The organism is Streptoalloteichus tenebrarius, from assembly GCF_024171885.1.
Classification (GTDB): domain Bacteria; phylum Actinomycetota; class Actinomycetes; order Mycobacteriales; family Pseudonocardiaceae; genus Streptoalloteichus; species Streptoalloteichus tenebrarius.
Genome location: NZ_JAMTCP010000004.1, coordinates 89,153 through 108,915 on the forward strand (window position 1 = coordinate 89,153; position 19,763 = coordinate 108,915).

Here is a 19,763-nt window from a genome sequence, read left to right on the forward strand (position 1 = left end):
GCGACACCGCCGGGAGACAGGACAACATTTCTGGGGGTTCACCATGTCTACAGGCGATTTACGGGTCAGAGTGGAGAGCGACCTCAACCCGGGGCGCACCATCGTGGCCGAGGCCTTCCTGAAAACGCTCCGCGCCCTGCGGGGGCAGACCGACGTCACCGAGATCGATTTCCGGGACCAGTGGCACCGCCGGATCGCGGCGTCCGGCGAGATGACCTGGGAAGGGTGGTACACGCCGCCGTCCAACGGGATGGCCGTGCTGTTCGCCAGCGGCGCCGACGCCAGCCGGGTGCACTTCAGGACCTTCCGGGACCGGGAGAGCTACGTGTCGAGCCGGGTCATCGACTGGGCGGACGGCGTCATCCTGGGCTACGCCTCCAACGTCCACCGGATGACCGGCCTCCCCGGCGACTTCGCGACCACCGTGTACCTGGGCGAGCAGCCGCGAATCATCGAACACTTCCGGCGGGCCCGCGCCGTCTGCCGCGACATCATCGCCGCCGCGGACGGAAACATGACCGCCGGCGAGCTGCACCGCGTCGGGATGCGGTTGTTGGCGGAACGGGGCCTGGCCGGCACGACGCACAGCGACACCGACCCGAACGGCGACAACATCGGCCACACGTTGCCTCGGCTCCCGGTGGTGCCCGTGGGGTTCACGCTGCGCCCCGAGCAGGTCGACCGGCTGCGGCACGGCCGGAAGTTCCTCCGCCGGGACGGCGACTGGCGGCTGGACTCGGTCAACCAGTTCACCATCGAGCCCCAGGTGGTCTCTTCGGCGGATGCGTCGCTGCCGAAGGTGATGCTGCACTACGTGGTCAGCATGAGAGACGGCGTGGCGGTCTGCGACCGGTGTGAGGACCCCCTGGCAGAGGTGGAGATCATCTGATGGACGCGGGCGTCGCGAGCGGGGAGAACTACGGCGAGGAACGAACCAGGACCGACTGGTTCACCGTCGCGTTGCTCTTCCTGGCGGGGATCGGCTCCGCCATGCACTTCGCCAAGATCCCCGCGGCACTGCCGTTGATCTCGACGGAGCTGGGGCTGTCCACGGTGGGCGGTGGCCTGGCCGTGTCGCTCGTGGCCGTGATGGGCATCGTGCTCGGCGTCGCCGCCGGCGCGTTGGTCGACGCGTGGGGTCGGCGCCGGCTGCTGCTGGTGTCGCTGGTGGGTGGCGCGGTCACCTCGGCGCTCATCCCGCTGTTCGACTCCACCGGCGGCTTCCTCGCGCTGCGGGTGGTGGAGGGGCTGTCCCACCTCGTCATCGTGGTCGCCGCGCCCAGCCTGATGGGCGTGGTGGCCCGGCCGGCCGACCGCCCGCTGGTCATGACGATCTGGGGTGCCTTCTTCGCGGTCGGCTTCGCCGTGACCGACGTGATCGCGCCGGGCCTGCTGGGGCGCTGGGGCTGGCCGTCGCTGTTCCACGCCAACGCGGTCCTGTTCGCCGTGACCGCGGCCCTGCTCTGGCCACGGCTGAACCGCCTGGCCCGGTTGCAGACGTTGGAGCCCGCCCCCACCGGGGTGGGGCTGGCGCGCCTGGCCCGCGACCTCGTCCGCGACCACGGCCGCCTCTACCGCCACCTGCCGATCATGTTCGCCACCGGCGCCTTCGTGCTGCACTGCCTGTTGTTCAACGCCTACCTCACCTACGTCCGCCAGCTCCTCGTCGACGAGGAGGTGTTGGACGGCGCCGCCGTCGGGCCCTGGATGTCGTTGCTCGCGGTGTTGTCGATCGTGAGCACACTGGTGATCGGCGGCGCGCTGCTGCGGTTCGGGGTCTCCCCGTTCCGGATCCTGGTGGGCGCCTTCGTGTGCGAGGCGGTCGCCGGCGTGGTGGTGTTCGCCGCCCTCGGCGGGGAGACAGTCGTGCTCACGGCGAGCATCGTCCTGTTCGTGTTCGACGGGCTCGTCCAGGGTGCCACGTTCGCCACCATTCCCGTGGTGGCCAGCGACCGGATGGCCGCGCTCGCGCACGGCGCCTTCGCGCAGGGCGGCAACGTCGGCAGCTTCGCCGGCCCGCCCCTGTTCGCCGCGGTCCTCACCTGGACCGGCGGATGGGCGGCCAACGGCGTCGTCACCGCGGTGGGCTGCGCGGCGGGCGTGGCGTGCACCGTGGTGGCCGCCGTGTTCGCCCGCCGCGCGGTCGTCGGGCCGAGCGCGGCTACCGTGCCTCGATGAGGAACGCGTCGCCCCACCAGTACTCGGCGAGGAACTCCGGCTCCCGCGCCGCCTCGAAGCCGGCGGCCCGCAGATCGTGCAGCCAGTCCTCCACCGGCTGCTCGAAATGCACCCGGTCCTCAGTCGGGCGGAGCGTGCCGAGGAACACCGGGACGAGGAATCCCTGACGCACCAGGTTGTGGTCGCCGGGGTATTCGGCCAGCCCGACCTCGTAGCGCGTCACGACGTAGTCGAACCAGTCGGGGTGCAGGGCGTGCCCGACGCGGGGAACATCGAACTCGACGAGGATCACCCGCTTTGTCAGGGGCCGCAGCCAACGCAGCGCGGGAACGCGTTCCGGCGCGGGAACCGCGAGCATCGCGAACGTTTCCTGGACAAGGTCCCAGGTGTTGTCCGGGTCCGCCTCGCCGGCGGCGACGAAATCCTCGATCGTCGTGTTGATCGCGCGGTGGTGGACGCCGCGACGGGCCAGCTCGGAACGGACGACGTCGAGTCGCGGCGCGGACGGTTCGAGCACGTCGACCCGGCCGATCGTGTCCGGGAGCGCCGGCAGGAGAGCCAGTCCCTCACCAGTGCCGACATCCAGCAGCGACGTGGGCCGCAGTGCCGCGTAGCGCGCCCGCAGCGCCGCGTGGGTGCGTTGGTAGAGCCCGACGTTGCCGCCGCCCCTCGCGAACGCGGAGAAGGCGTCCGGCGAGATGTAGACATCAGTGGTGTCGGCGTCACCGGTCGCGCGTTCCAAATAGTGCGCACATTCCCGGAGCACCTGCCGTTCCGGTGCTGCCGCTAGAGCGGACCGCAGGTGCGTCAACGCCGCGTCGCGGTCCTGCGCGGCGAGCGCGACCAAGCTCACGTACAGCAATTCGTCAGGTGTTCTCGCTGTTTCCGACAAAACGCCGTGTGCAACGCCCTCCTGGTATCCCTTCCATAAGTCAACAATGGACATGTCCGGCTCCCTCTCGGGTCGTGGGCGAAGGTCGGCGTGACGGTAGCACCCAGCAGGGGTCACCTGAGCACAGATGAAAGATCTCGACGACAGGCCGATTTCGCGAACGATTCCCGTGCCGTGTGTCGGGGATTTGGTGAGAAGCCGCAGCATCGGCCGCCCGTCGACTCGGGCGCGATGGGGCACTCAGGGCGTCGTTGACACAGTGGGGGCGGAGCCACCACCTTCGTGCGGCGGTCGACGGGGCGCGCACTGTGCTCTGGATCTGTGCTCTGAATCTGGGAGGCATGCACCGCGCTGCCACCCACCTCCCCACCGCCAAGGACACCTTCGACATCGCCAGTTAGCCGGCGGGAGCCGTCATCTACCTCTCGCGAGCCGCCGAAGCTCGCCTGGTCCTGGGGGACCCAGACGCCGTCGCCGACCTGTACCTGCGAGCCGTGCGCTGCAACGACTGCATCGTCTCCGCGCGCGCCGGCCACACCCTGACCGCGTTCGGGACATGCCTGGCGCGGCAACGAACCCCGGCGTCAGGTGTTGGGTTCTGGCGATGTGGTGATGGGGTAGACCTTCCCGCGCTGCGCCGGGCGGCCGAGAGAGTGGCCGGCCCCTCGATGCTCTCGCCACCAAGAAGGTCAGCGACATCGACTTCCGGTCGCGGCGTTCGCACACGACCACCTCGAAGGGACGGGGGCGGACTTCTGAGTCCGCCAGTGACACCGCCGCCCGCCCCGTTGGCACCGGCATCTGCCCTGGCCACCATGAGCGCCGCCGGGGGACGGGCTGGGGGTGGTCCTCGGTGCCACCTGGATCGGGGCGGTGGCGGGCGTCCCGCGCAACGTGGTCTCGACCGCAGGTGTGGTGGCCGGCACCGGGACCACCAGGGCGGCGATCGGCGACGTGACACATTACGCCGCGACCGGCAACAAGTGGATCGACTCAGCCGCCGCCTGTGCGGGGAGGACCTGGAGCGGGTCTGGAGCATCCCGGCCGCCACGAAGCAGGCGACCCGCCACCCGTCGAGCGTGTCCTCATGCCCCCTCACCGGGAGGGCAGGCTGGCCGCCCGCCCGCGTCCGTCGCGCCGCCGGCCTCCAGGAGTACGCACGTCAGGCGGCGCCAACCAGGCGGCATCGACCGGGTGGACGATGGGCCGCCCAAGGGTCAGGGGAGGGCCGTGCACCCGTCCGCGCCACACACTGACCGACGTGACCCGCATGTCACAGTTCGCACCCGCTGTCCCGTCTGCTGGGTGACGGCGAGGAGGAGAGGATGCGTGAGGCGAACGGACACCGAGTCGTGGTGCTGGGGGCGGGCTATGCCGGACTGGTCGCCGCCCAACGCCTGGCCCGCCGGATCTGCCCGCGGGGTGCGAGCGTGACCCTGGTCAACGCCGAGCCCCGGTTCGTGGAACGGATCCGACTGCACCAGGTCGCGGCCGGACAGACCGTGGCCGACCTGCCGCTGGCGGCGTTGCTCGCCGGCTCCGGGGCGCGCCTGCTGGTCGGCCGGGTCACCGGGATCGACCTGGACGCTCGGACGGTCCGGGTGGGGGAGGAGAAGATCGGCTACGACACCCTCGTCTACGGGCTGGGCAGCGTGACCGACGTGAACACCGTGCCCGGGGCGGCCGAGCACGCCGCCGTGCTGTCCTGGCCTCAGGAGGCGCTCCGGCTGGCCGCGCGCCTGAGCGACCTCGCGCGGCGCGGCGGCGCCGCGGTGGTCTGCGGCGGCGGGCCGACCGGCGTCGAACTGGCCACGGAGCTGGCCGAGTCCTATCCGGGGCTGTCCGTCCGGATGGTCACCCGATGGGGGTCGCCCGTGCGGGACTCCCAATGCACGAACGCTGCCCCACAGATCCCGTCGATATCGACTTGGGCTTGGCCCTCGCTGCCGGAGCGGGTGAACGCGGCGTTCGCCTCGATCCACCGCACCGTGTCCGCCACCGCCCGCCGGTGCGCGGCGAGGATCCGCTGGGCGGTCTCGGGTTCGGACACCGCCCACACCACGCTGGCGGACTTGGGCGGGGCGAACACCAACTCGTACCCGGACACCGCGGTCTTGGTCTTGGCGCGCTCCTGGGCCAGCCACTTCCGGAGCTCCGCGTCATCGCTGGGGGCACGACCATGCTGCTCGACGAACACCGCCCGCTGCACGCCGCGGCGAATACCCGCCCGCACGGTCTCGTCAATCGGATCATTCGGCGCCCGGCCGTTACGCAGGTTGTGGGCGACGTGGGCCCGCCCGACCCGGCGCCGAAGGTCTCCGACGACCCCGTACTCCGGGAACCGCCGCCCGAGCTGGGTGTGGCGGGACTGGTGGCGGAAGCTCGGAGGTAGGTGGCGGGCCTTCGACAACCAGCCCGGCCTTGGCATCGAGGCGAGTGGCTCCGTGGCGCCCGGCCACGGAGCCTGCGCAAAACCCGTTGGCGGACTACGGCGGCCACTGCTAGTCTTTCGGCGGCCGTGCGAGAGACCGAGGAGGTGGTACCCGTGAACGTATCGACATGGGTGCTCCCCTCAGGGGTCACGGTCGGGCGATAGGTCGTCCGGGAGCGCCGTTCACGAGCACTCCCGAAAGGCACGACCGTGCAATTCACTTCCGAACAGCGCCTCGACGACGGCGTCCTCGAACGCGGGTTCACCCTCGGCGAGATCCCCGGCATCCTGTGGACGCCCGCATCCGCATCCGCACCGGCCCCGCTGATCCTGCTCGGCCACCCCGGCGGACTGCACCAGATGTACCCCCGACTGGTGGCCCGGGCCCGGCACTCCGCGGCGGAGGGCTTCGCCGCGGCCACCATCGAGCTCCCCGGGGGCGGTGACCGGCCCCGTTCCGCCGCAGCCGATCAGGCCCGCGCCGACCTGCGCCGGGCGCTGGAGGCCGGCGAGCCGGTCGACGGCGAGATCGTCGACCGGCTCGTCCTCCCGCTGGTCGACAAGGCGGTCCCGGAATGGCGGGCCACCCTGGACGCCCTCCTTTCGCTTCCCGAGATCGGCGGCCCGGTCGGGTACGAGGGAGGGGTGATCGCCATCGGCATCCGGCTGGCGGTGGTCGAGCCGCGCATCTCGGCCGCCCTTCTGTTCGCCGGGAGTTTCGTGCCCCGCGCCATGTTCGAGGAGGCCCAGCAGGTCACCATTCCGCTGCAGGTCCTGCTGCAGTGGGACGACGAAGGAAACGACCGGCATCTGGCCCTGGACCTGTTCGACGCCTTCGGCTCCAAGGAGAAGACGCTGCACGCCAATATGGGCGGGCACACCGGCGTCCCGCAGTTCGAGGGGGACGCCGGGAGCCGGTTCTTCGCCCGGCACCTGAAGTAAGGCCGGGCCGTCAGGCCGGCAGCAGACGATAGGAACTGTCGGCCAGGACGCCGCCATCGAGGACAGGCCCCGGCCCTCCTCGATGGCGGTGCGGGCTGCGTTGCCGATTCCGCCATCTTGGTCCGAACAATCCACCCTGCTCAGGGACCGGACCTAGTTGTCGAAGTGCACGTCGGTGGCGAGCCTGTCCGCCAACTTCATCCGGAAAGGACAGGAGGGGTGGGGCCGTGGCCAGGGTGAGGGCGGCGTGGGTTGCGGTGCCCGGGGAAGTGGGCTGGGACTGGGGGCGGGGCGGTGCGGGGCTGCGAGCGGGTTCGGCGGTCGGGCGCTGGCGGGGTGGGGGCGGCGGCTGTCCGAAGAAGGGGGGCAGGCGACCACGACAAGGCGGGAGCGGGACTGCGTTCGGGTTGGCCTGCTGCCGTCTGGGGTGGGTGCGGAAGGTGGTCGGTGGCAAGCCGGCGGAGCGCTAGCGGAGCAGGCGCGGCAGGCGAGCGCCCTGGCCGCCTTGATCAGGGTGACCACCGGATGCTCGTGTCGGTGTGCGGCTGGTAGCACCCCGGGCCCGACCGGCGGGCGGCATGCGAACGCCGGTGGTCCCACGGCTGGGCTGTGGGACCACCGGCGCGTACTCGGGTATCTCGTGGCGGTCAGTGTGTGGTCTGGACGTCGGGGTTGTGCCCGTGGGGGCTACAGCACACCCAGCAGTCGAAGCACACCTGCGGGACGTCGGGCGGAAGGGTTTCGTCCATCGCCGTGTGGCAGCACACGCACTCGGCGGTGTCGGCGTCGGGCGTGGGCGCGAACCATCTGGAGACGAGAGACCGGATGCGGCGGATCGTGTTCACGGGATGGCCTCTTCGTGTCAGGCGGCGAGGGTGAGGGCGGCGGGGATCGGGTGGGGCTGGGGGGTGGGCTGCTGGGGGGAGACGGCGGCACTCCACGCACAAACCCCGGCGAAGAAGGCGGCCGTCGGGTCGGCCGTTGGCGCGTCGGTACCGGGCCGTCGCACCACATCCCTGACAACTGGTCGGCGCCGGGAGGGCGGGGGCGTGGGCCGCCTGTTCCAGCGCGGCGCTGTTACGCATCACCCACCGTGTGATGACGGCTCGCTCATGGGGTGTGCCTGAGAATCTGGATGTCCTCGGCGGTGGTGTGGTTGGCGGTCACACTGTCGTGCCCGGGTGGATCGTGAGTCACGAGGCGACCCTCGGGCGCTGCTCCACAATGGACTGTTGGGTGTGGATGGTGCGTAGGCGTCGCGCCGTCGCCTCGATCCGCGCGCGCGTGGAGTAGGGGAGGCGCGGCAGCGCGCGGTGGTGCCGTCGGGGACACAGCGGCCGACCCAGGCCGGCGCGCTGGAGGAGCGCGGTCACCGTCACCCCTGGCACTTGGTCGTCGAGGCCGTGACGAGGACACGGACCAGCGGTGGGCGCCGAGTGGTGCTGGTCGTGGGTGATGAGCCAGGTCTGGTCAGGAGGCGTCATCGCGGTGTCCTCGCAGGAGGAGGCGGCGGATCAGCGCGGTGTGCTGGTAGATGTCCCGGCTGGTCAGGACGCGGTCGTGGAGGATCTGTGCCAGTTCGTTCCCGGCGTCGGTGGCCGGGAGCCGCCGGTGGCGGCTGGCGTGCCGCAGCCGCAGCAGCCCGGGGAGCAGGGGCCGGAGCGCCTCGGGGGCGGGCAGGGTGGGCACGCCGAGGTGGTGCTGGGCCGCGGGGCGCCACATCCACTCCCGCACCACGGCCTCCCGGGTTCCGCGTGGTGAGGTGAGGGTGGCCAGGTGGGGGACCAGCGTCATCTGGGGTGGGCGGGCTGTGTCGTGCACGAGGGGTTCGACCCCGGTGACGGCGGCCCCGCCCAGTAGGTAGGAGCCTGAGGATCGGCGGGTGGTGCGGTGCTGGCGGAGGCGGTGGGCGTAGGCCAGGGCGAGGCGCGCGTCGATGGTGACCGGGCCGGCAGGCACGGCGGTGACGGCGTGGACGAGTGGGACCTGCCGGACGTGATCGGCGTCGGCCAGCAGACGCCGGGTGCGCAGCAGCAGCAGCACCAGGCCGCGTCCGGGCCAGCCTCCGAGGTCCTGGCAGGCGGGCAGTGCCCGCAGGGCGCAGTCCGGGGCGGCCAGGACGAGCAGCCCGGTGTGTGGGGCGGCAGGCACAGCGGGCGCCGCGTCCACCGGGATCGCGGCGTCGCCGACGGCGGGGTCAGCGGGTGTGATCGTCATGAGGAGTCCTGATCGGGTCGGGGTGTGCCCGGCGCTGGGCCTGGAGCAGGGCGAGCCGCTCGGCGAGCAGGTCTTCCAGCTCGGGGATCGTTCGGCGCTCGCGCAGCATCTGCCAGGGGCGTTTCGGCGGTCTGATCACCGGCGGCGGCGGGGGTGGGTCGGGGAGGTCCTCCCGCGTGCTGCGGGCGCTGTGGCGGGGGCAGTCCCACACCTCGGGCGGAGTGGCGCCGAGGGCGAGGTGAGTCGCACCGGGTGGCCGTGCGGGCACCGGTAGGTGATCGTGCAGCGTGGGGCGAGATCCGTGTCGTCGCCGGACTGATAGGACGCGGTGGTGCCTCGGCGGCCGGAGATCGCACGGTGTCGCATGGTCCGTCCTCCCTTCAGGACAGCGAGATCGAACGCGCCAACAGGCCAGAAGGTTCGAAACAGGCGGCAGAGGGTTCTCCTTCGTGGTGGTTGTGGTGTGTGGACGGACGTGGTGGTGGGGACGCGGCGCCGTCTGACGTCGGCGCCGCGTCCCCCGGGACCCGCCCACTCGGAGGCGCGGGTCCCGACCTGACGGGGCCGGGAGCACGCTTCGTGGGTCGCCGCCGCTTTGGGAGGGGGAACGAGCGGCGGCCAATCCCGAGCGCTCGACCAACCCCGGCAGGGGTCTCGTGAACCATGTGGGGGTGGTTGGCCCCTGCCCGACGGGGGACACCACGTCGGGGTGGGTGTGGTTCGGGCAGGGACCAACCGGCTCGGGGGCCGGGCGGCGGAGTGGCCTCGTCACCGCGTCCCGCCGCGCGGTCCCAGCGAGACGCGAGGCAGGTACCGCGGGGCGTCGTCGACGCCGCCGCCCGGCGGGTGGGCAGTCACGGACCGGCAGGGAATTGGCGTTCGCCGCGGCGCCGAGCTGTCCGTCGTGTACTGCCGGCACGGCGCGGGGTAGGGGTCATGGCTGGTTTCTGCGGTTCTTGCGTTCGTGGTTCCAGCGGCGGAGGTCCCTGCGGACCCGGCGGAAGACCCGCCCGGCGCGGTCGAGCAGGGGCGGCAGCAGCACACAGGCCCAGATGGCGGCGGTGACGACGATCAGGCCGATCATCCAGCCCATCGGCTGCGCCTCCACCACCGGCGACGGGCCTGGCCGCGTTCGGCTCGGTGTTCGCGCTGCCGGAGTTCGTAGGGCCAACAACGCCAGGGGCGGAGCCGGGAGGACAACCCGGACCCGGCGGCGCCGCAGCGGCGCCATGCGCGCCTCCCACGCCGCCACCTCCTCGGGGGTGGCGAGATGGAGCACTCGGAGGTTCGGCATCAGCCGCCGGGTGTCCACAAGGGACCGTTTCTTGCGGAATCGCATAAGGGATCGGTGCTTCCTGTGGCAGGGGAAGGACGGGTCAGGAGAGGCAGAGACCGGCCGAGAGCAGGAGCAGCAGGATCAGGAACCAGGTGAGGCGGTAGCGCTCCCGCAGGGGTGGCCCGGGCTGGAAGTGGGAGTCGTCGGCGACGGTGACGCCGGGTGGTGGTGCGGGGATGGTGTTCTCCCGGGCGCAGGCCAGGCACACCACGCGCAAGCACTGGTTCCAGTGCTGGAGCCGCAGGGGTACGGTGAGGGCGATGCTGACGGCGAGCGCGACGCCGAACTCGCTGGTGGTGAGCATGGGGCTGGGGCTTTCTGGTGGTTAGAGGTCGTAGCCGGTTCGGCAGAGCAGGGTGGTGCCGGTAGGCGGCGGAAGTGGTCTCAAGGGCTTGGAGGGCGGCCTGCCGTTGGCGAATCAGGCCAACCACTCCTCGGCAGACCTCGCAGAAGGGCCAGGAGAGGGGTATGTGGCGGGTGGTGATGAGGACGGTGAGGCGGCAGAGGGTGATGACGACGACGCTGTCGGGGCGGGTGGTGCCGGGGTAGGCGTGGAGCCGGCCTGCGCAGGGGCCCAGGTGTGGATGGACTGGTCAGGGCCGAGATCGAGCTTCGATCCGGGAGTGTTCACGAGAAACTCCACAGTGGACAGCCCTGGGACAGGTGCGAGTAGGAGCGGCGCCGTCGCGGACTGGACGAGGTGGCCAGTCCACCCGGCCGAGGCCGAGCAGGTACGTCAAGACCGGGTCACGGCGTGTGCGGTTGGGCCTGGTGGGTCAGGTCGCAGGACAGGCACGGTCGGCGGGATGCCCACCACCCGCCCACCAACAGTCCGGACTCCGAATGACACCGGTGCCGAAAGGCTCAGTGCGATCACAACGAGCGCGATCGCTGGTGCTCCGTTGGCACCGGGGCGCGCCAGGCTCGGAACAACGCGTCCTGCAACAGGTCTCGGGGCGGGATCGCCCAGTCCACCGCCTGTGGTGAGACCCGCCACCGACACGGGTGCCCGTACTGCTTCGTGGGTGGCAGCACCACCCATGACCCCGCGCCCAGCACCCGAACACCGAGCGACGGGTGCAGCGGGGGGCCGGACGACACCAGGAGAAGCCAGGACCCGTGGCGAGTCAGGATGATCGGCCCCAGGGCGCCGGATTCCCGCAGAGCGTGGACGACGCGGTGGGTGTCGCCGGCGGGAATCTCGGCTGCGTCGATCCCTTGCCCACAGGGCAGCAGGATGGGATATGGGGCGTGTGTCCAGCTTTCGAGCGCCTGCGTGACGGACAGGCTGGGTGAGCTTCCGCAGGGCCGCACCACCGGGAGGAAGGTCGGGTCGCCGGGCACGATCGGCCAGCGGTGGGACGCGTAGGCGACGACGGCGTCACGTGCCTCGGTCAACGCCAGCCCGGGCATGGGGTGAAGCGAGGTCACCTTGCCTCCCTCCATGATGTGGTCATCAGGAGCCAGGTAACCCGGACTCCGTTCCGTAGGGGTGATGTCACCGACATGGCGTTACCTCTTGTCCTCTCCTTAATAGAGGCCCGCATGCAAACGCGGTGTCACGTCCCGTAGGCGCGTGAAGCAAGATCGATACCTGCGGGATAGGACAGCAGCCGCTCCGCTGCGCCTGACGAGAAACAGGAACTGGAGCCAAAGACAAGAAGTCCCTGGCGTTCCCGCTTCTTCTGTGAAGTCAGCTCCGTCTGTGATCGGGGCAACTCACGAGATAGAAGGTAGAACGCCAGGGATGCGAATTTTCACAGCATGTGAAAGCGAGCTAGGTTCGCCCGATCGGTGCTACACCCATTCGGTAGGCCAAGCCACGCAGCTCTCGATCACCGGCCTCACGGCGTGTGCGGTACAGCAGGGTTGACACGGCCTCCCGAACGAAGGCGTTGTTCCTCACCTGCTGCGGGGTTAGCTCCTCAGCTGTCAGGAGCGCGTGGAGGCCCTGTGCCTGCGTGCGCTTCTCCTGAAGCAGCCCACGGCCAAGGTCGATCCAGTATGCGCCTTGTCGGGACACGGGGATCTCTCGCCAAGCCACCCCACGCGCGATCTCGGCGACCTTCGCGCCCAAGCCGAGCTCCACTCCCAGGGAGACCCGCCAGATTCCGACGTTGGTCTTGCCGAAGTTCAGGGTCGCGCCGCCCCACGCCGAGTTCGCCACCCCGAGTTTGTCCGCGATCCGGTCGGCTTCGTCCAGATGCATGGCCGCTGTCTGTGCGTCCTTCTGTGCTGCGGCGGCCAGCGCCGCGACCAGGTGGCCCATCCCACGGGTCTCCAACCGGGTATGGGGCATGTCCGCGGCGACAAGCGCCAGAGCGTACTGACGAGGCCGTGACCGAGAGGAAAGGTACTGGGCACGCGTATAGGCGGCCAACCCGAGCCACTCCGGATCACCCAAGGCCAGCGCACTGCTGTGCACACGTTCGGCGGCGACATGGGCAAGGTGGACAGCTCCCAGGGCCCAGACGACCCGCCCGGCAGCATGGTAGGCGTGGACCAGGCCCACGAGAGCGTGACGACGAAGGTTCGGATCGGCGGCATGGATCAGTAGATCGTGGATCAGACCGGGAAGGACCGTACCCATACCGGCATAGTCGGATCGAGGCCGCAGCTGTTCGTTGACGGCTCGCAGTTCAGCCTCCAACACGGGCCAGGGGCGGGCGTCGCCGTCCGGAACCTCGTCCGGCCACCACTCGGTCAGTACCGTTTCCAGAGCGTTCAGCGCTGCGTGAGCCTGGTCGGAAACGGGATCGGTGGGAGCGTAAGGCTTACCGGTGAGATCACTCGGCGAGACCCGCAACGCCGAGGCCAGCCCTTCCAGCACGTTACGTTTCGTCACTGGCCGGAGGCCGCGTTCGATCATGCTGAGGTAGGCGGGCGAGATCCCGGCGAGGCCGGCCGTCGCGGAGAGCGTCATGCGTCGCCAGCTGCGGATCTCCCGGACCCGGCGGCCAATCTGGGCTTCGACATCCACAGCGACCCACTTTCGTCACGGACGGGGAAGCGCGTTTGCGACAGTAGAAGCCGTCGTCACGGCGTCCCGACCGGCGCGACACCAATGCGGTAGGCCAAGCCACGCAGCTCGCGGCCGCCAGCGTCGCGACGGGCGACTCGTATCTGGTCGGCGATGGCCTCGCGGACGAACACGTCCGTCCGTACCCTCTGCGGCGCCAGGTGTTCGGCGCGCAGGAGAAGAGACAAGCCTTCGTCACGGCGCGCCTTCTGGGTAAGGAGGGCTCGGCCGAGATCGCAGTAGTGCTCGGCCTGGCGGCTGGGAGAGGGGATCAACTCCGTTCGCACGCCTCGGGAGATCTCGGTGGCTCGGCCTGTGTCGCCGAACTCGACGGCCAGGCTGGTCTCCCAGATTCCGATGTTCGTGCGCCCGAACCACAGACGAGCCCAGGTACCGACTTCCAAGTCCAGTCGGTCGGCGATCAGCCGAGCTTCGGCCAGGTGCGCGTTCGCGCCGGTCGGCCAGGTGTGGACTCACGAGCGCGAACGCCTCAGCGAGCATGGCGACAGCACCGTTCCCCTCTTCGTTCTAGGTCTGGGGTTGCTGGCCCAAGGGGCGTTCCTCGGGCCGGGAGTGGGGGTCACGGTCGGCGCGCAGGTGCACGAACGAGGTGATGCCCCAGGTTTCCAGTCGCCTGAGTTGGGCGCCGAACTTGCCCGCGCGGCGGATCACCGTCACCGTCCGACCCTCGGCGCGGACCTCACGTGCCATCGCAAGGGCGTCGGCGACGGGCACCTCAGCCTCGTACAGCACGGCGACGACGTCACGCCGGGGTGCCTGCTCCAGCAGGTCGACGATCCGTTCGAAACCGATGGAGAAGCCGCAGGCCGGCACGTCCTTGCCGAGCGAGCGGCCGATGAGCCGGTCGTAGCGCCCGCCACCGGCTACCGAGGAGGAGGTACTGGGGTGGGAGATCTCGAAGATCTGCCCGGTGTAGTAGCCCATTCCTCGCACCAGAGTGGGGTCGAACTCCCACCGCAGCTCACGTGCGGTGGCGATCTGGTCGAGGCAACCCGTGGTGGTCGCCAGGTCCTGGATGATCCCCTCGTCCAGGGTGGGCACCGTGGAGGCGATCGCGTCGGCAACCTTGGTCGCGTCCAGCCCCTGAAGACCCGCGATCTTCTCCAACGCGGTGGTGACCGCGGAGGCGGGGAGCCCGCGCTGCTCCACCAGCTCGGTCCGGACCCCGTCCCAGCCGATCTTGTCGAGCTTGTCCAAGCCGATGAAGAACCCGTCCCAGGCGCCCTCGGGGATCCCTGCGGACCGGGCCAGGGCGGACAGGAACCGCCGGTCGGACAGTCGCACCGTGGTGCCGGACAGGCCAACGGTGGCCAGCGCCTCGGTGGTGGCCTCGATCAGCTCCACCTCGGCCAGCACGCTCGCCTCACCGATCAGATCGATGTCGCACTGGTAGAACTGCCGGTAACGGCCCTTCTGCGGGCGCTCGGCCCGCCAGACCGGGCCGATCTGGAAGGAACGGAACGGCAGCGGCAGGGCGGCGTGGTTGTTGCCGTAGAAGCGGGTGAGCGGCACGGTCAGGTCAAACCGCAGACCGAGGTCGACCAGCTCGGACAGGCTCGTGCCCGCCTCCACGGGGTCGCCGAGTCCCCGCCGCAACACCTTGAAGATCAGCTTTTCGTTCTCTCCGCCCTGGCCGCCGGTCAGCCGGGTGATGTCCTCCAAGGCCGGGGTCTCGATACGTTGGTAGCCGTACCGGTGATACACCTCAGTGATCGCGCTGAGGACATGGTCGCGCACGGCGACAGTGGTGGGAAGCAGGTCACGGGTGCCGCGGGGCGGGCTGTTGTCGATCTTCACCTGTCAGTCCTCAACGACGAGCAGCGGTTGTGTCTGTCGAATGCCGCGCGCGAGGGCGTAGTCGCGCCAGTTCTCCGGCGCGCCGAGGTAGATGTCGACTGCGCGACCGGCGGCGCGGTGCTCCGCCGCAGCGCGGGCGGCCTCAAGGTACCCACCCGTGCTCGCCGCAGGGACGAGCAGGACCTCGGCGGAGCCGGGGTGTAGCCCGATCGAGGTAACGGTCGACCGGCCAGGTCCCAGGAGATGAAGACTCTCCAGCAGGTGGACCAGGCGTTCGACACCGAACGCGAAGCCGGTCGCGGGAACACTCCGCCTGCCGCCTGCGGGAACGAAGTGGCCCACCAGACGGTCGTAACGGCCGCCGCCGCCCACCTCCACGAACGCCATCCCGTCCGCGACCACGTCGACCTCGAACGCCACACCGCTGTAGTACTCGTGTGACCGCACCACACACAGGTCGATAGGGCCATCGCTGATCGGCGTGATAGGACCGACGAGCGGAAATCGGCATTCAGTCGCGCTGATCCGCATCGATGTACTTCACAGCGAGCGCAGCGACGCGAGTCAGGGTCGCGACCTGCGGAAACCCACCCGGAAGCGACCTGCCGGAAGGCGCTGTTCGACCAGGACGTCCAGCTCGCCTCGGACCCTTCACCTCTCACGACGGTCAGGTGCGCCGGCCGGGAACACGAACGGCGTATTCCCACGTGACTAGGGTGACTGCCGTTTACTAGGCCATTCGTCGCAGCCTTGCATCGTTTCGGGAAGCGCGGACAAAGCTGATCTTTCGAGAAAGCGATCTTCCCGGTTCGCGAGTTATCCTCACAATTGGGCTGTGACCTGGGGATCTACGCGCGCGACCAGAGCCCACGAGGAATGGCGAGCTTCACGACGGGCTCGGCGGATCACGCCACAGCAGGCCAACGGCGGGACGAGCCGTTGGTCCATTCGGACCCGATGGCAGCAGCGCTGCCCTCCTCGATCGGGTGAACTTTTGTCGCGCGGGAGCCAGCTCGTCACGGAACTCGGCCGCGTGGTCCGTTGCCTGGCCCAACCGGCCATCAGGGCATCTGCCCGACATCCCCTTCGTCCCATTGCCTCCACGCCGACAAGACCAGCGCATACGTTGGTCGGACGCCGCCGACAATCTCCCAACACGGCCAGGCGGGGCAGGTCGTGGTGACCACCCGGCGTCGGGAGGCCGCCCTGGCCCGCCAGGACCGGCGGCTGTCGAGCTCGGGGTGTTCAGCGAGACGGAACCGCCTACCTGGCCACAAAACTGCCCGAACACGCCGCCGCACCCTCAGGCACAGAAGACCTGCGCGGGTTGGCGTCAGATCTGGGACATCTGCCGCTGGCGTTGGCCCAAGCCGCGGCGTACATCGCCGACAAGCCCCTGCTCACGGTGCCCGCCTACCGACAGAGACTGGCCGACCGACGCCGAAAACTGTCGAACTGGCCCTCCACGAGGGGTTCAGACACGTTCAGGGCCAGGGCGACCACACCAACGAAAAGCAACGTCACGGTGGGCGGGATGGACAGGCTCCCGAGCCAACCGTTCGGCCGCTGATGCCCAGTGATCAGTGCTCACCCTGCCGTGGAAGGCGCGCGAGGGGGTGGGTTCGGTCAACCGGGAGTCTGGATGAACGCCCAGACTTCTCCGTGAGCAGCATTCCTGCCGCGCCTGCGGCTCGCCCTGGTGAATCCGCAGGTCACCGGCTTGACCGGGTCTGGGGCGACCAAGCATCATGTGGCACATGAACACCATTACGGCGCACATGTGCCACGTTTTGGTGTCCGAGGGGGGACTTGAACCCCCACCCCCTATACGGGGACTAGCACCTCAAGCTAGCGCGTCTGCCATTCCGCCACTCGGACGTCGCGCGCGGCCCGTCGGCCACGTGCCCGGCAAGAATAACTGATCGTTCGCGACCCGCCCAAATCGGGTCCCCAGGGTCGAGGGGCCGGTGGTAGGAAGGCGTGGTGAGCACGCACAACGACCCCCGCGACATTCCCGTCCCCGCCGGCATGGCCCTGGCCGAGGACGAGGTCGTCACTCTGGCGAGTGACCTGATCCGGATCGACACCACCAACACCGGCGAGGCGGACACGGTGGTGGGTGAACGGGCCGCCGCGGAGTACGTCGCCGAGAAGCTGGCCGAGGTCGGGTTCGAGACGACGTACGTGGAGTCGGGGGCCAAGGGCCGGGGCAACGTCTTCGCGCGCCTGCCCGGCGCCGACCCGAGCCGGGGCGCGCTGATGGTGCACGGCCACCTCGACGTGGTGCCGGCGGACGCCTCGGAGTGGTCGGTCCACCCGTTCTCGGGCGCGGTGCAGGACGGCTACGTGTGGGGCCGCGGCGCGGTCGACATGAAGGACATGGTGGCGATGACGCTGGCGACGGCGCGCCGCCTGAAGCGGGACGGCATCACCCCGCCCCGCGACATCGTGTTCGCGTTCCTGGCCGACGAGGAGGCCGGCGGCCTGGTCGGGTCGCAGTGGCTGGTGGACAACCGGCCGGAGCTGTTCGAGGGCGTCACCGAGGCGATCGGCGAGGTCGGCGGCTTCTCGGTGACGGTCCGCGACGGCGTGCGGGCCTACCTGGTGGAGACGGCGGAGAAGGGCATCGCGTGGCTGCGGCTGCGCGTGCGCGGCCGCGCCGGCCACGGGTCGATGCTGCACGAGGACAACGCGGTCACGAAGCTGACCGAGGCGGTGGCCCGGCTGGGCCGGCACCGGTTCCCGCTGGTGCTGACCGACTCGGTGCGCGAGTTCCTGGCCGCGATCACGGAACTGACGGGCCTGGAGTTCCCCGAGGACGACCTGGACGGCGCGGTGGCCAAGCTCGGCGGCCTGGCCCGCATCATCGGCGCCACCCTGCGGGACACCGCGAACCCGACGATGCTGACCGGCGGCTACAAGGCCAACGTGATCCCGTCGGTCGCCGAGGCGGTCGTGGACTGCCGGGTGCTGCCGGGCCGGCAGGAGGCGTTCGAGCGGGAGCTGGACGAGATCCTGGGCCCCGACGTGGAGCGGGAGTGGGTGGCCAACCTGCCGGCGGTGGAGACCACGTTCGACGGCGCGCTGGTGGACACCATGCACGCCTCGATCCTGGCCGAGGACCCGGAGGCGAAGCTGGTGCCGTACATGCTCTCGGGCGGCACGGACGCCAAGGCGTTCGACCGGCTGGGCATCCGGTGCTTCGGGTTCGCCCCGTTGCGGCTCCCGCCGGACCTGGACTTCTCGGCGTTGTTCCACGGCGTGGACGAGCGGGTGCCGGTGGACGCGCTGAAGTTCGGCACGCGGGTGTTGGACCGGTTCATGCGGCACTGCTGACCCTGGGAGGGGCGACGGGATGGGCGAGCTGTCCGGGACGGTGGCCTTGGTCACCGGAGGCGGGTCGGGGATCGGGGCGGCGTCGGCGCGGAGGCTGGCCGGTCTCGGCGCCCGGGTCGCGGTCCTCGACCTCGACGAGGGGGCCGCGCGGGCGGTGGCGGACGAGGTGGGCGGCCTGGCGCTGGCCGGCGACGTCACCGAGCCCGCGACGTTGCCCGACGCCGTCGCCCGGGTCGAGGCCGAGTTCGGGCGGCTCGACGTGGCGCACCTCAACGCCGGGATCGGGGGTGGCCAGACCGGGGTGGACGCCTCGCTGGACGTGGCCGCCTACCGCCGACTGGTCGGGGTGAACGTCGACCACGTCGTCTACGGCACGTGTGCCGCCGTTCCCGCGTTGCGGCGCGGGGGCGGCGGCACCATCGTGGTGACCGCCTCGCTCGCGGGCCTGACCCCCATGCCGGCCGACCCGTTGTACACGTTGTCCAAGCACGCGGTCGTGGGCTACGTGCGCGCGGCCGGTGCCGCGCTGGCGGCGGAGGGCATCCGCCTGTGCGCCCTGTGCCCGGGGTTCGCGGACACGCGGTTGCTCGGTCCCGCCCGTGAGCAGCTCACCGGCGCGGGCTTCCCGTTGCTGACCCCGGAGCAGGTGGCCGACGCGGTCGCGGCGATGCTGGCCGAGGCGGAGCCAGGGTCGGCGTGGATCGTCCAACCCGGCCGGGAACCCGCGCCCTACCGGTTCCGAGGCCTGCCCGGCCCGGCGAGCGGCGAGCGTCCGCCGGACGTCGTGCTGGGCTGAGTGGACTGGTCTCCTCCACCCCGAGCACCCTTTGGGGTGGGGGAGACCCTCGGGGCCGTCGATGCGGCGGCGAACATGGACCTGCTCCCGAACCCGACAGCGCGGGAGGTCGGCCCGGAGGCAGTCGACCGCCTCGGCGTTGAACAGGGGCGCGGTCCTCGAACCCGCGCACGCCGTGCTCGTCGAGCCATTGGCCAACGCGTCGGGCCTGGCGGGCCGTCGCGTCCCGCAAGACCGGCACCTTTTCCCCGCCTGCCAGAAGCAACAGGGCGGCGGACGCGGCCATCAAGGCCAAGGACCAGGCGGTGAAGCCCGGCCAGTTCCGCTACCTGCGCACCACGGCGTGGCACTCGGCCACCGTGCCCGTCACGAAGGCGGACGCGTCTGGTGACGAGCAGTCGGGCGCGCAGTCGACCGACAGGCTGACCTCCCTGGAGAAGGGCGTCATCCCTCCCTGGAGAAGGGCGTCATCGAGTACTGGATCCCCGCCGACTTCCACGCCGAGTGGCTCATGCGGCGGACCTGGAACGCCGAGCGGAAGTTCTTCCGTCCCGAGGACGAGACCGCGCTGGGGCACTCCCAGCCTTCCCTGACCGAGGTGCGGCGCATTATCGAGCGGAACGACCCGCACGACGACAACACCTGGTCAGGACCGGCCCACGGTCGGTCCCGCGACACACCCGACGGGCGGGCACCGCGTCCTACATAGTGATCTCGACTGCGGCGAGGGCGGCGACCACGAAGCCGCTCCCGTACCCGCCCCAGGAGCCGGCTCAGCGACAGCCGCGTCCTGCGGCG

Annotated in this window: 20 protein-coding genes, 1 tRNA gene and 1 pseudogene; 6 read left to right on the forward strand and 16 right to left on the reverse strand. The window is 70.4% G+C overall.

Annotated elements, in window-relative coordinates; translation table 11 throughout:
• Positions 1 to 43 precede the first annotated feature (43 nt).
• Positions 44 to 889, forward strand: a complete 846-nt coding sequence (locus LX15_RS05650; protein WP_253668416.1) for a M24 family metallopeptidase — start codon at positions 44 to 46, stop codon at positions 887 to 889.
• A complete protein-coding gene (locus LX15_RS05655) occupies positions 889 to 2,178 on the forward strand; it encodes an MFS transporter (RefSeq protein WP_253668417.1) in 1,290 nt (429 codons plus the stop codon). Before LX15_RS05650 ends, LX15_RS05655 begins: the two co-directional genes overlap by 1 nt.
• Here LX15_RS05655 and LX15_RS05660 read toward each other — a convergent pair.
• A complete protein-coding gene (locus LX15_RS05660) occupies positions 2,162 to 3,031 on the reverse strand; it encodes a class I SAM-dependent methyltransferase (protein ID WP_253668418.1) in 870 nt (289 codons plus the stop codon). The genes LX15_RS05655 and LX15_RS05660 overlap by 17 nt on opposite strands.
• Before the next feature lie 1,364 nt (positions 3,032 to 4,395).
• On the opposite strand from LX15_RS05660, the pseudogene LX15_RS33465 reads away from it, so the two are divergent.
• Positions 4,396 to 4,920 (forward strand): annotated as a pseudogene (locus LX15_RS33465) (FAD-dependent oxidoreductase); the annotation flags it as partial.
• Here the strand turns inward: LX15_RS33465 and LX15_RS33470 are convergent.
• Complete coding sequence (locus LX15_RS33470) at positions 4,899 to 5,498, reverse strand: relaxase domain-containing protein (protein WP_372502411.1); 600 nt, start codon at positions 5,496 to 5,498, stop codon at positions 4,899 to 4,901. The pseudogene LX15_RS33465 and the gene LX15_RS33470 overlap by 22 nt on opposite strands.
• A 213-nt stretch (positions 5,499 to 5,711) precedes the next feature.
• Here LX15_RS33470 and LX15_RS05670 point away from each other — a divergent pair, with 213 nt between their 5' ends.
• Complete coding sequence (locus tag LX15_RS05670) at positions 5,712 to 6,443, forward strand: alpha/beta hydrolase (protein ID WP_253668420.1); 732 nt, start codon at positions 5,712 to 5,714, stop codon at positions 6,441 to 6,443.
• A gap of 647 nt (positions 6,444 to 7,090) precedes the next feature.
• Here LX15_RS05670 and LX15_RS05680 read toward each other — a convergent pair.
• The 12 genes from LX15_RS05680 to LX15_RS05735 form a co-directional block, all read right to left on the reverse strand.
• Positions 7,091 to 7,288: a hypothetical protein gene (locus tag LX15_RS05680; protein ID WP_253668421.1), complete on the reverse strand. Its 198-nt coding sequence runs from the start codon at positions 7,286 to 7,288 to the stop codon at positions 7,091 to 7,093.
• Positions 7,289 to 7,636: 348 nt separating this feature from the next.
• Positions 7,637 to 7,927 carry a hypothetical protein gene (locus LX15_RS05685; protein ID WP_253668422.1) on the reverse strand — a complete coding sequence of 97 codons (291 nt, stop codon included), beginning with the start codon at positions 7,925 to 7,927 and terminating at the stop codon, positions 7,637 to 7,639.
• Positions 7,914 to 8,660, reverse strand: coding sequence for a hypothetical protein (locus LX15_RS05690; RefSeq protein WP_253668423.1), 747 nt, complete (start codon positions 8,658 to 8,660; stop codon positions 7,914 to 7,916). Before LX15_RS05690 ends, LX15_RS05685 begins: the two co-directional genes overlap by 14 nt.
• A complete protein-coding gene (locus LX15_RS32990; RefSeq protein WP_253668424.1) occupies positions 8,641 to 8,928 on the reverse strand; it encodes an RNA polymerase-binding protein RbpA in 288 nt (95 codons plus the stop codon). Before LX15_RS32990 ends, LX15_RS05690 begins: the two co-directional genes overlap by 20 nt.
• A 666-nt stretch (positions 8,929 to 9,594) precedes the next feature.
• Positions 9,595 to 9,954: a hypothetical protein gene (locus LX15_RS05700; RefSeq protein WP_253668425.1), complete on the reverse strand. Its 360-nt coding sequence runs from the start codon at positions 9,952 to 9,954 to the stop codon at positions 9,595 to 9,597.
• 82 nt (positions 9,955 to 10,036) lie between these two features.
• The gene (locus tag LX15_RS05705) at positions 10,037 to 10,300 is read right to left on the reverse strand and encodes a hypothetical protein (protein ID WP_253668426.1); all 264 of its coding nucleotides are present in this window, start codon (positions 10,298 to 10,300) and stop codon (positions 10,037 to 10,039) included.
• A 569-nt stretch (positions 10,301 to 10,869) separates the two neighbouring features.
• Positions 10,870 to 11,427: a bifunctional DNA primase/polymerase gene (locus LX15_RS05710; protein WP_253668427.1), complete on the reverse strand. Its 558-nt coding sequence runs from the start codon at positions 11,425 to 11,427 to the stop codon at positions 10,870 to 10,872.
• Between the two features lie 346 nt (positions 11,428 to 11,773).
• Complete coding sequence (locus tag LX15_RS05715) at positions 11,774 to 12,976, reverse strand: helix-turn-helix domain-containing protein (RefSeq protein ID WP_253668428.1); 1,203 nt, start codon at positions 12,974 to 12,976, stop codon at positions 11,774 to 11,776.
• Positions 12,977 to 13,032: 56 nt separating this feature from the next.
• On the reverse strand, positions 13,033 to 13,419 hold the full coding sequence (locus tag LX15_RS05720) for a hypothetical protein (RefSeq protein WP_253668429.1): 387 nt from the start codon (positions 13,417 to 13,419) through the stop codon (positions 13,033 to 13,035).
• Positions 13,420 to 13,543: 124 nt separating this feature from the next.
• The gene (gene hisS / locus LX15_RS05725; RefSeq protein ID WP_253668430.1) at positions 13,544 to 14,833 is read right to left on the reverse strand and encodes a histidine--tRNA ligase; all 1,290 of its coding nucleotides are present in this window, start codon (positions 14,831 to 14,833) and stop codon (positions 13,544 to 13,546) included.
• Between the two features lie 3 nt (positions 14,834 to 14,836).
• Positions 14,837 to 15,364, reverse strand: a complete 528-nt coding sequence (locus LX15_RS05730; protein ID WP_253668431.1) for an ATP phosphoribosyltransferase regulatory subunit — start codon at positions 15,362 to 15,364, stop codon at positions 14,837 to 14,839.
• Between the two features lie 1,260 nt (positions 15,365 to 16,624).
• A tRNA-Leu gene (locus LX15_RS05735) sits at positions 16,625 to 16,711 on the reverse strand.
• Positions 16,712 to 16,861: 150 nt separating this feature from the next.
• On the opposite strand from LX15_RS05735, the gene LX15_RS05740 reads away from it, so the two are divergent.
• Complete coding sequence (locus LX15_RS05740) at positions 16,862 to 18,169, forward strand: M20/M25/M40 family metallo-hydrolase (RefSeq protein WP_253668628.1); 1,308 nt, start codon at positions 16,862 to 16,864, stop codon at positions 18,167 to 18,169.
• Between the two features lie 19 nt (positions 18,170 to 18,188).
• Positions 18,189 to 18,965, forward strand: a complete 777-nt coding sequence (locus LX15_RS05745; RefSeq protein WP_253668432.1) for an SDR family oxidoreductase — start codon at positions 18,189 to 18,191, stop codon at positions 18,963 to 18,965.
• Between the two features lie 325 nt (positions 18,966 to 19,290).
• Here LX15_RS05745 and LX15_RS32230 read toward each other — a convergent pair whose 3' ends face one another.
• Positions 19,291 to 19,413 carry a hypothetical protein gene (locus tag LX15_RS32230; RefSeq protein WP_301304080.1) on the reverse strand — a complete coding sequence of 41 codons (123 nt, stop codon included), beginning with the start codon at positions 19,411 to 19,413 and terminating at the stop codon, positions 19,291 to 19,293.
• Positions 19,410 to 19,574, reverse strand: a complete 165-nt coding sequence (locus LX15_RS05750) for a hypothetical protein (protein WP_253668433.1) — start codon at positions 19,572 to 19,574, stop codon at positions 19,410 to 19,412. Before LX15_RS05750 ends, LX15_RS32230 begins: the two co-directional genes overlap by 4 nt.
• Positions 19,575 to 19,763: the final 189 nt, after the last annotated feature.

What these genes read in the sequence shown, in the direction of transcription:
- LX15_RS05650 (WP_253668416.1), top strand. Translation starts at nt 44, where the DNA reads ATGTCTACAGGCGATTTACGGGTCAGAGTGGAGAGCGACCTCAACCCG.
- LX15_RS05655 (WP_253668417.1), top strand. Translation starts at nt 889, where the DNA reads ATGGACGCGGGCGTCGCGAGCGGGGAGAACTACGGCGAGGAACGAACC.
- LX15_RS33470 (WP_372502411.1), bottom strand. Translation starts at nt 5,498, where the DNA reads ATGCCAAGGCCGGGCTGGTTGTCGAAGGCCCGCCACCTACCTCCGAGC.
- LX15_RS05685 (WP_253668422.1), bottom strand. Translation starts at nt 7,927, where the DNA reads ATGACGCCTCCTGACCAGACCTGGCTCATCACCCACGACCAGCACCAC.
- LX15_RS05690 (WP_253668423.1), bottom strand. Translation starts at nt 8,660, where the DNA reads ATGACGATCACACCCGCTGACCCCGCCGTCGGCGACGCCGCGATCCCG.
- LX15_RS05700 (WP_253668425.1), bottom strand. Translation starts at nt 9,954, where the DNA reads ATGCCGAACCTCCGAGTGCTCCATCTCGCCACCCCCGAGGAGGTGGCG.
- LX15_RS05705 (WP_253668426.1), bottom strand. Translation starts at nt 10,300, where the DNA reads ATGCTCACCACCAGCGAGTTCGGCGTCGCGCTCGCCGTCAGCATCGCC.
- LX15_RS05730 (WP_253668431.1), bottom strand. Translation starts at nt 15,364, where the DNA reads ATGCGGATCAGCGCGACTGAATGCCGATTTCCGCTCGTCGGTCCTATC.
- LX15_RS05740 (WP_253668628.1), top strand. Translation starts at nt 16,862, where the DNA reads ATGGCCCTGGCCGAGGACGAGGTCGTCACTCTGGCGAGTGACCTGATC.
- LX15_RS05745 (WP_253668432.1), top strand. Translation starts at nt 18,189, where the DNA reads ATGGGCGAGCTGTCCGGGACGGTGGCCTTGGTCACCGGAGGCGGGTCG.
- LX15_RS32230 (WP_301304080.1), bottom strand. Translation starts at nt 19,413, where the DNA reads ATGACGCCCTTCTCCAGGGAGGTCAGCCTGTCGGTCGACTGCGCGCCC.
- LX15_RS05750 (WP_253668433.1), bottom strand. Translation starts at nt 19,574, where the DNA reads ATGCGCCGCACCTCGGTCAGGGAAGGCTGGGAGTGCCCCAGCGCGGTC.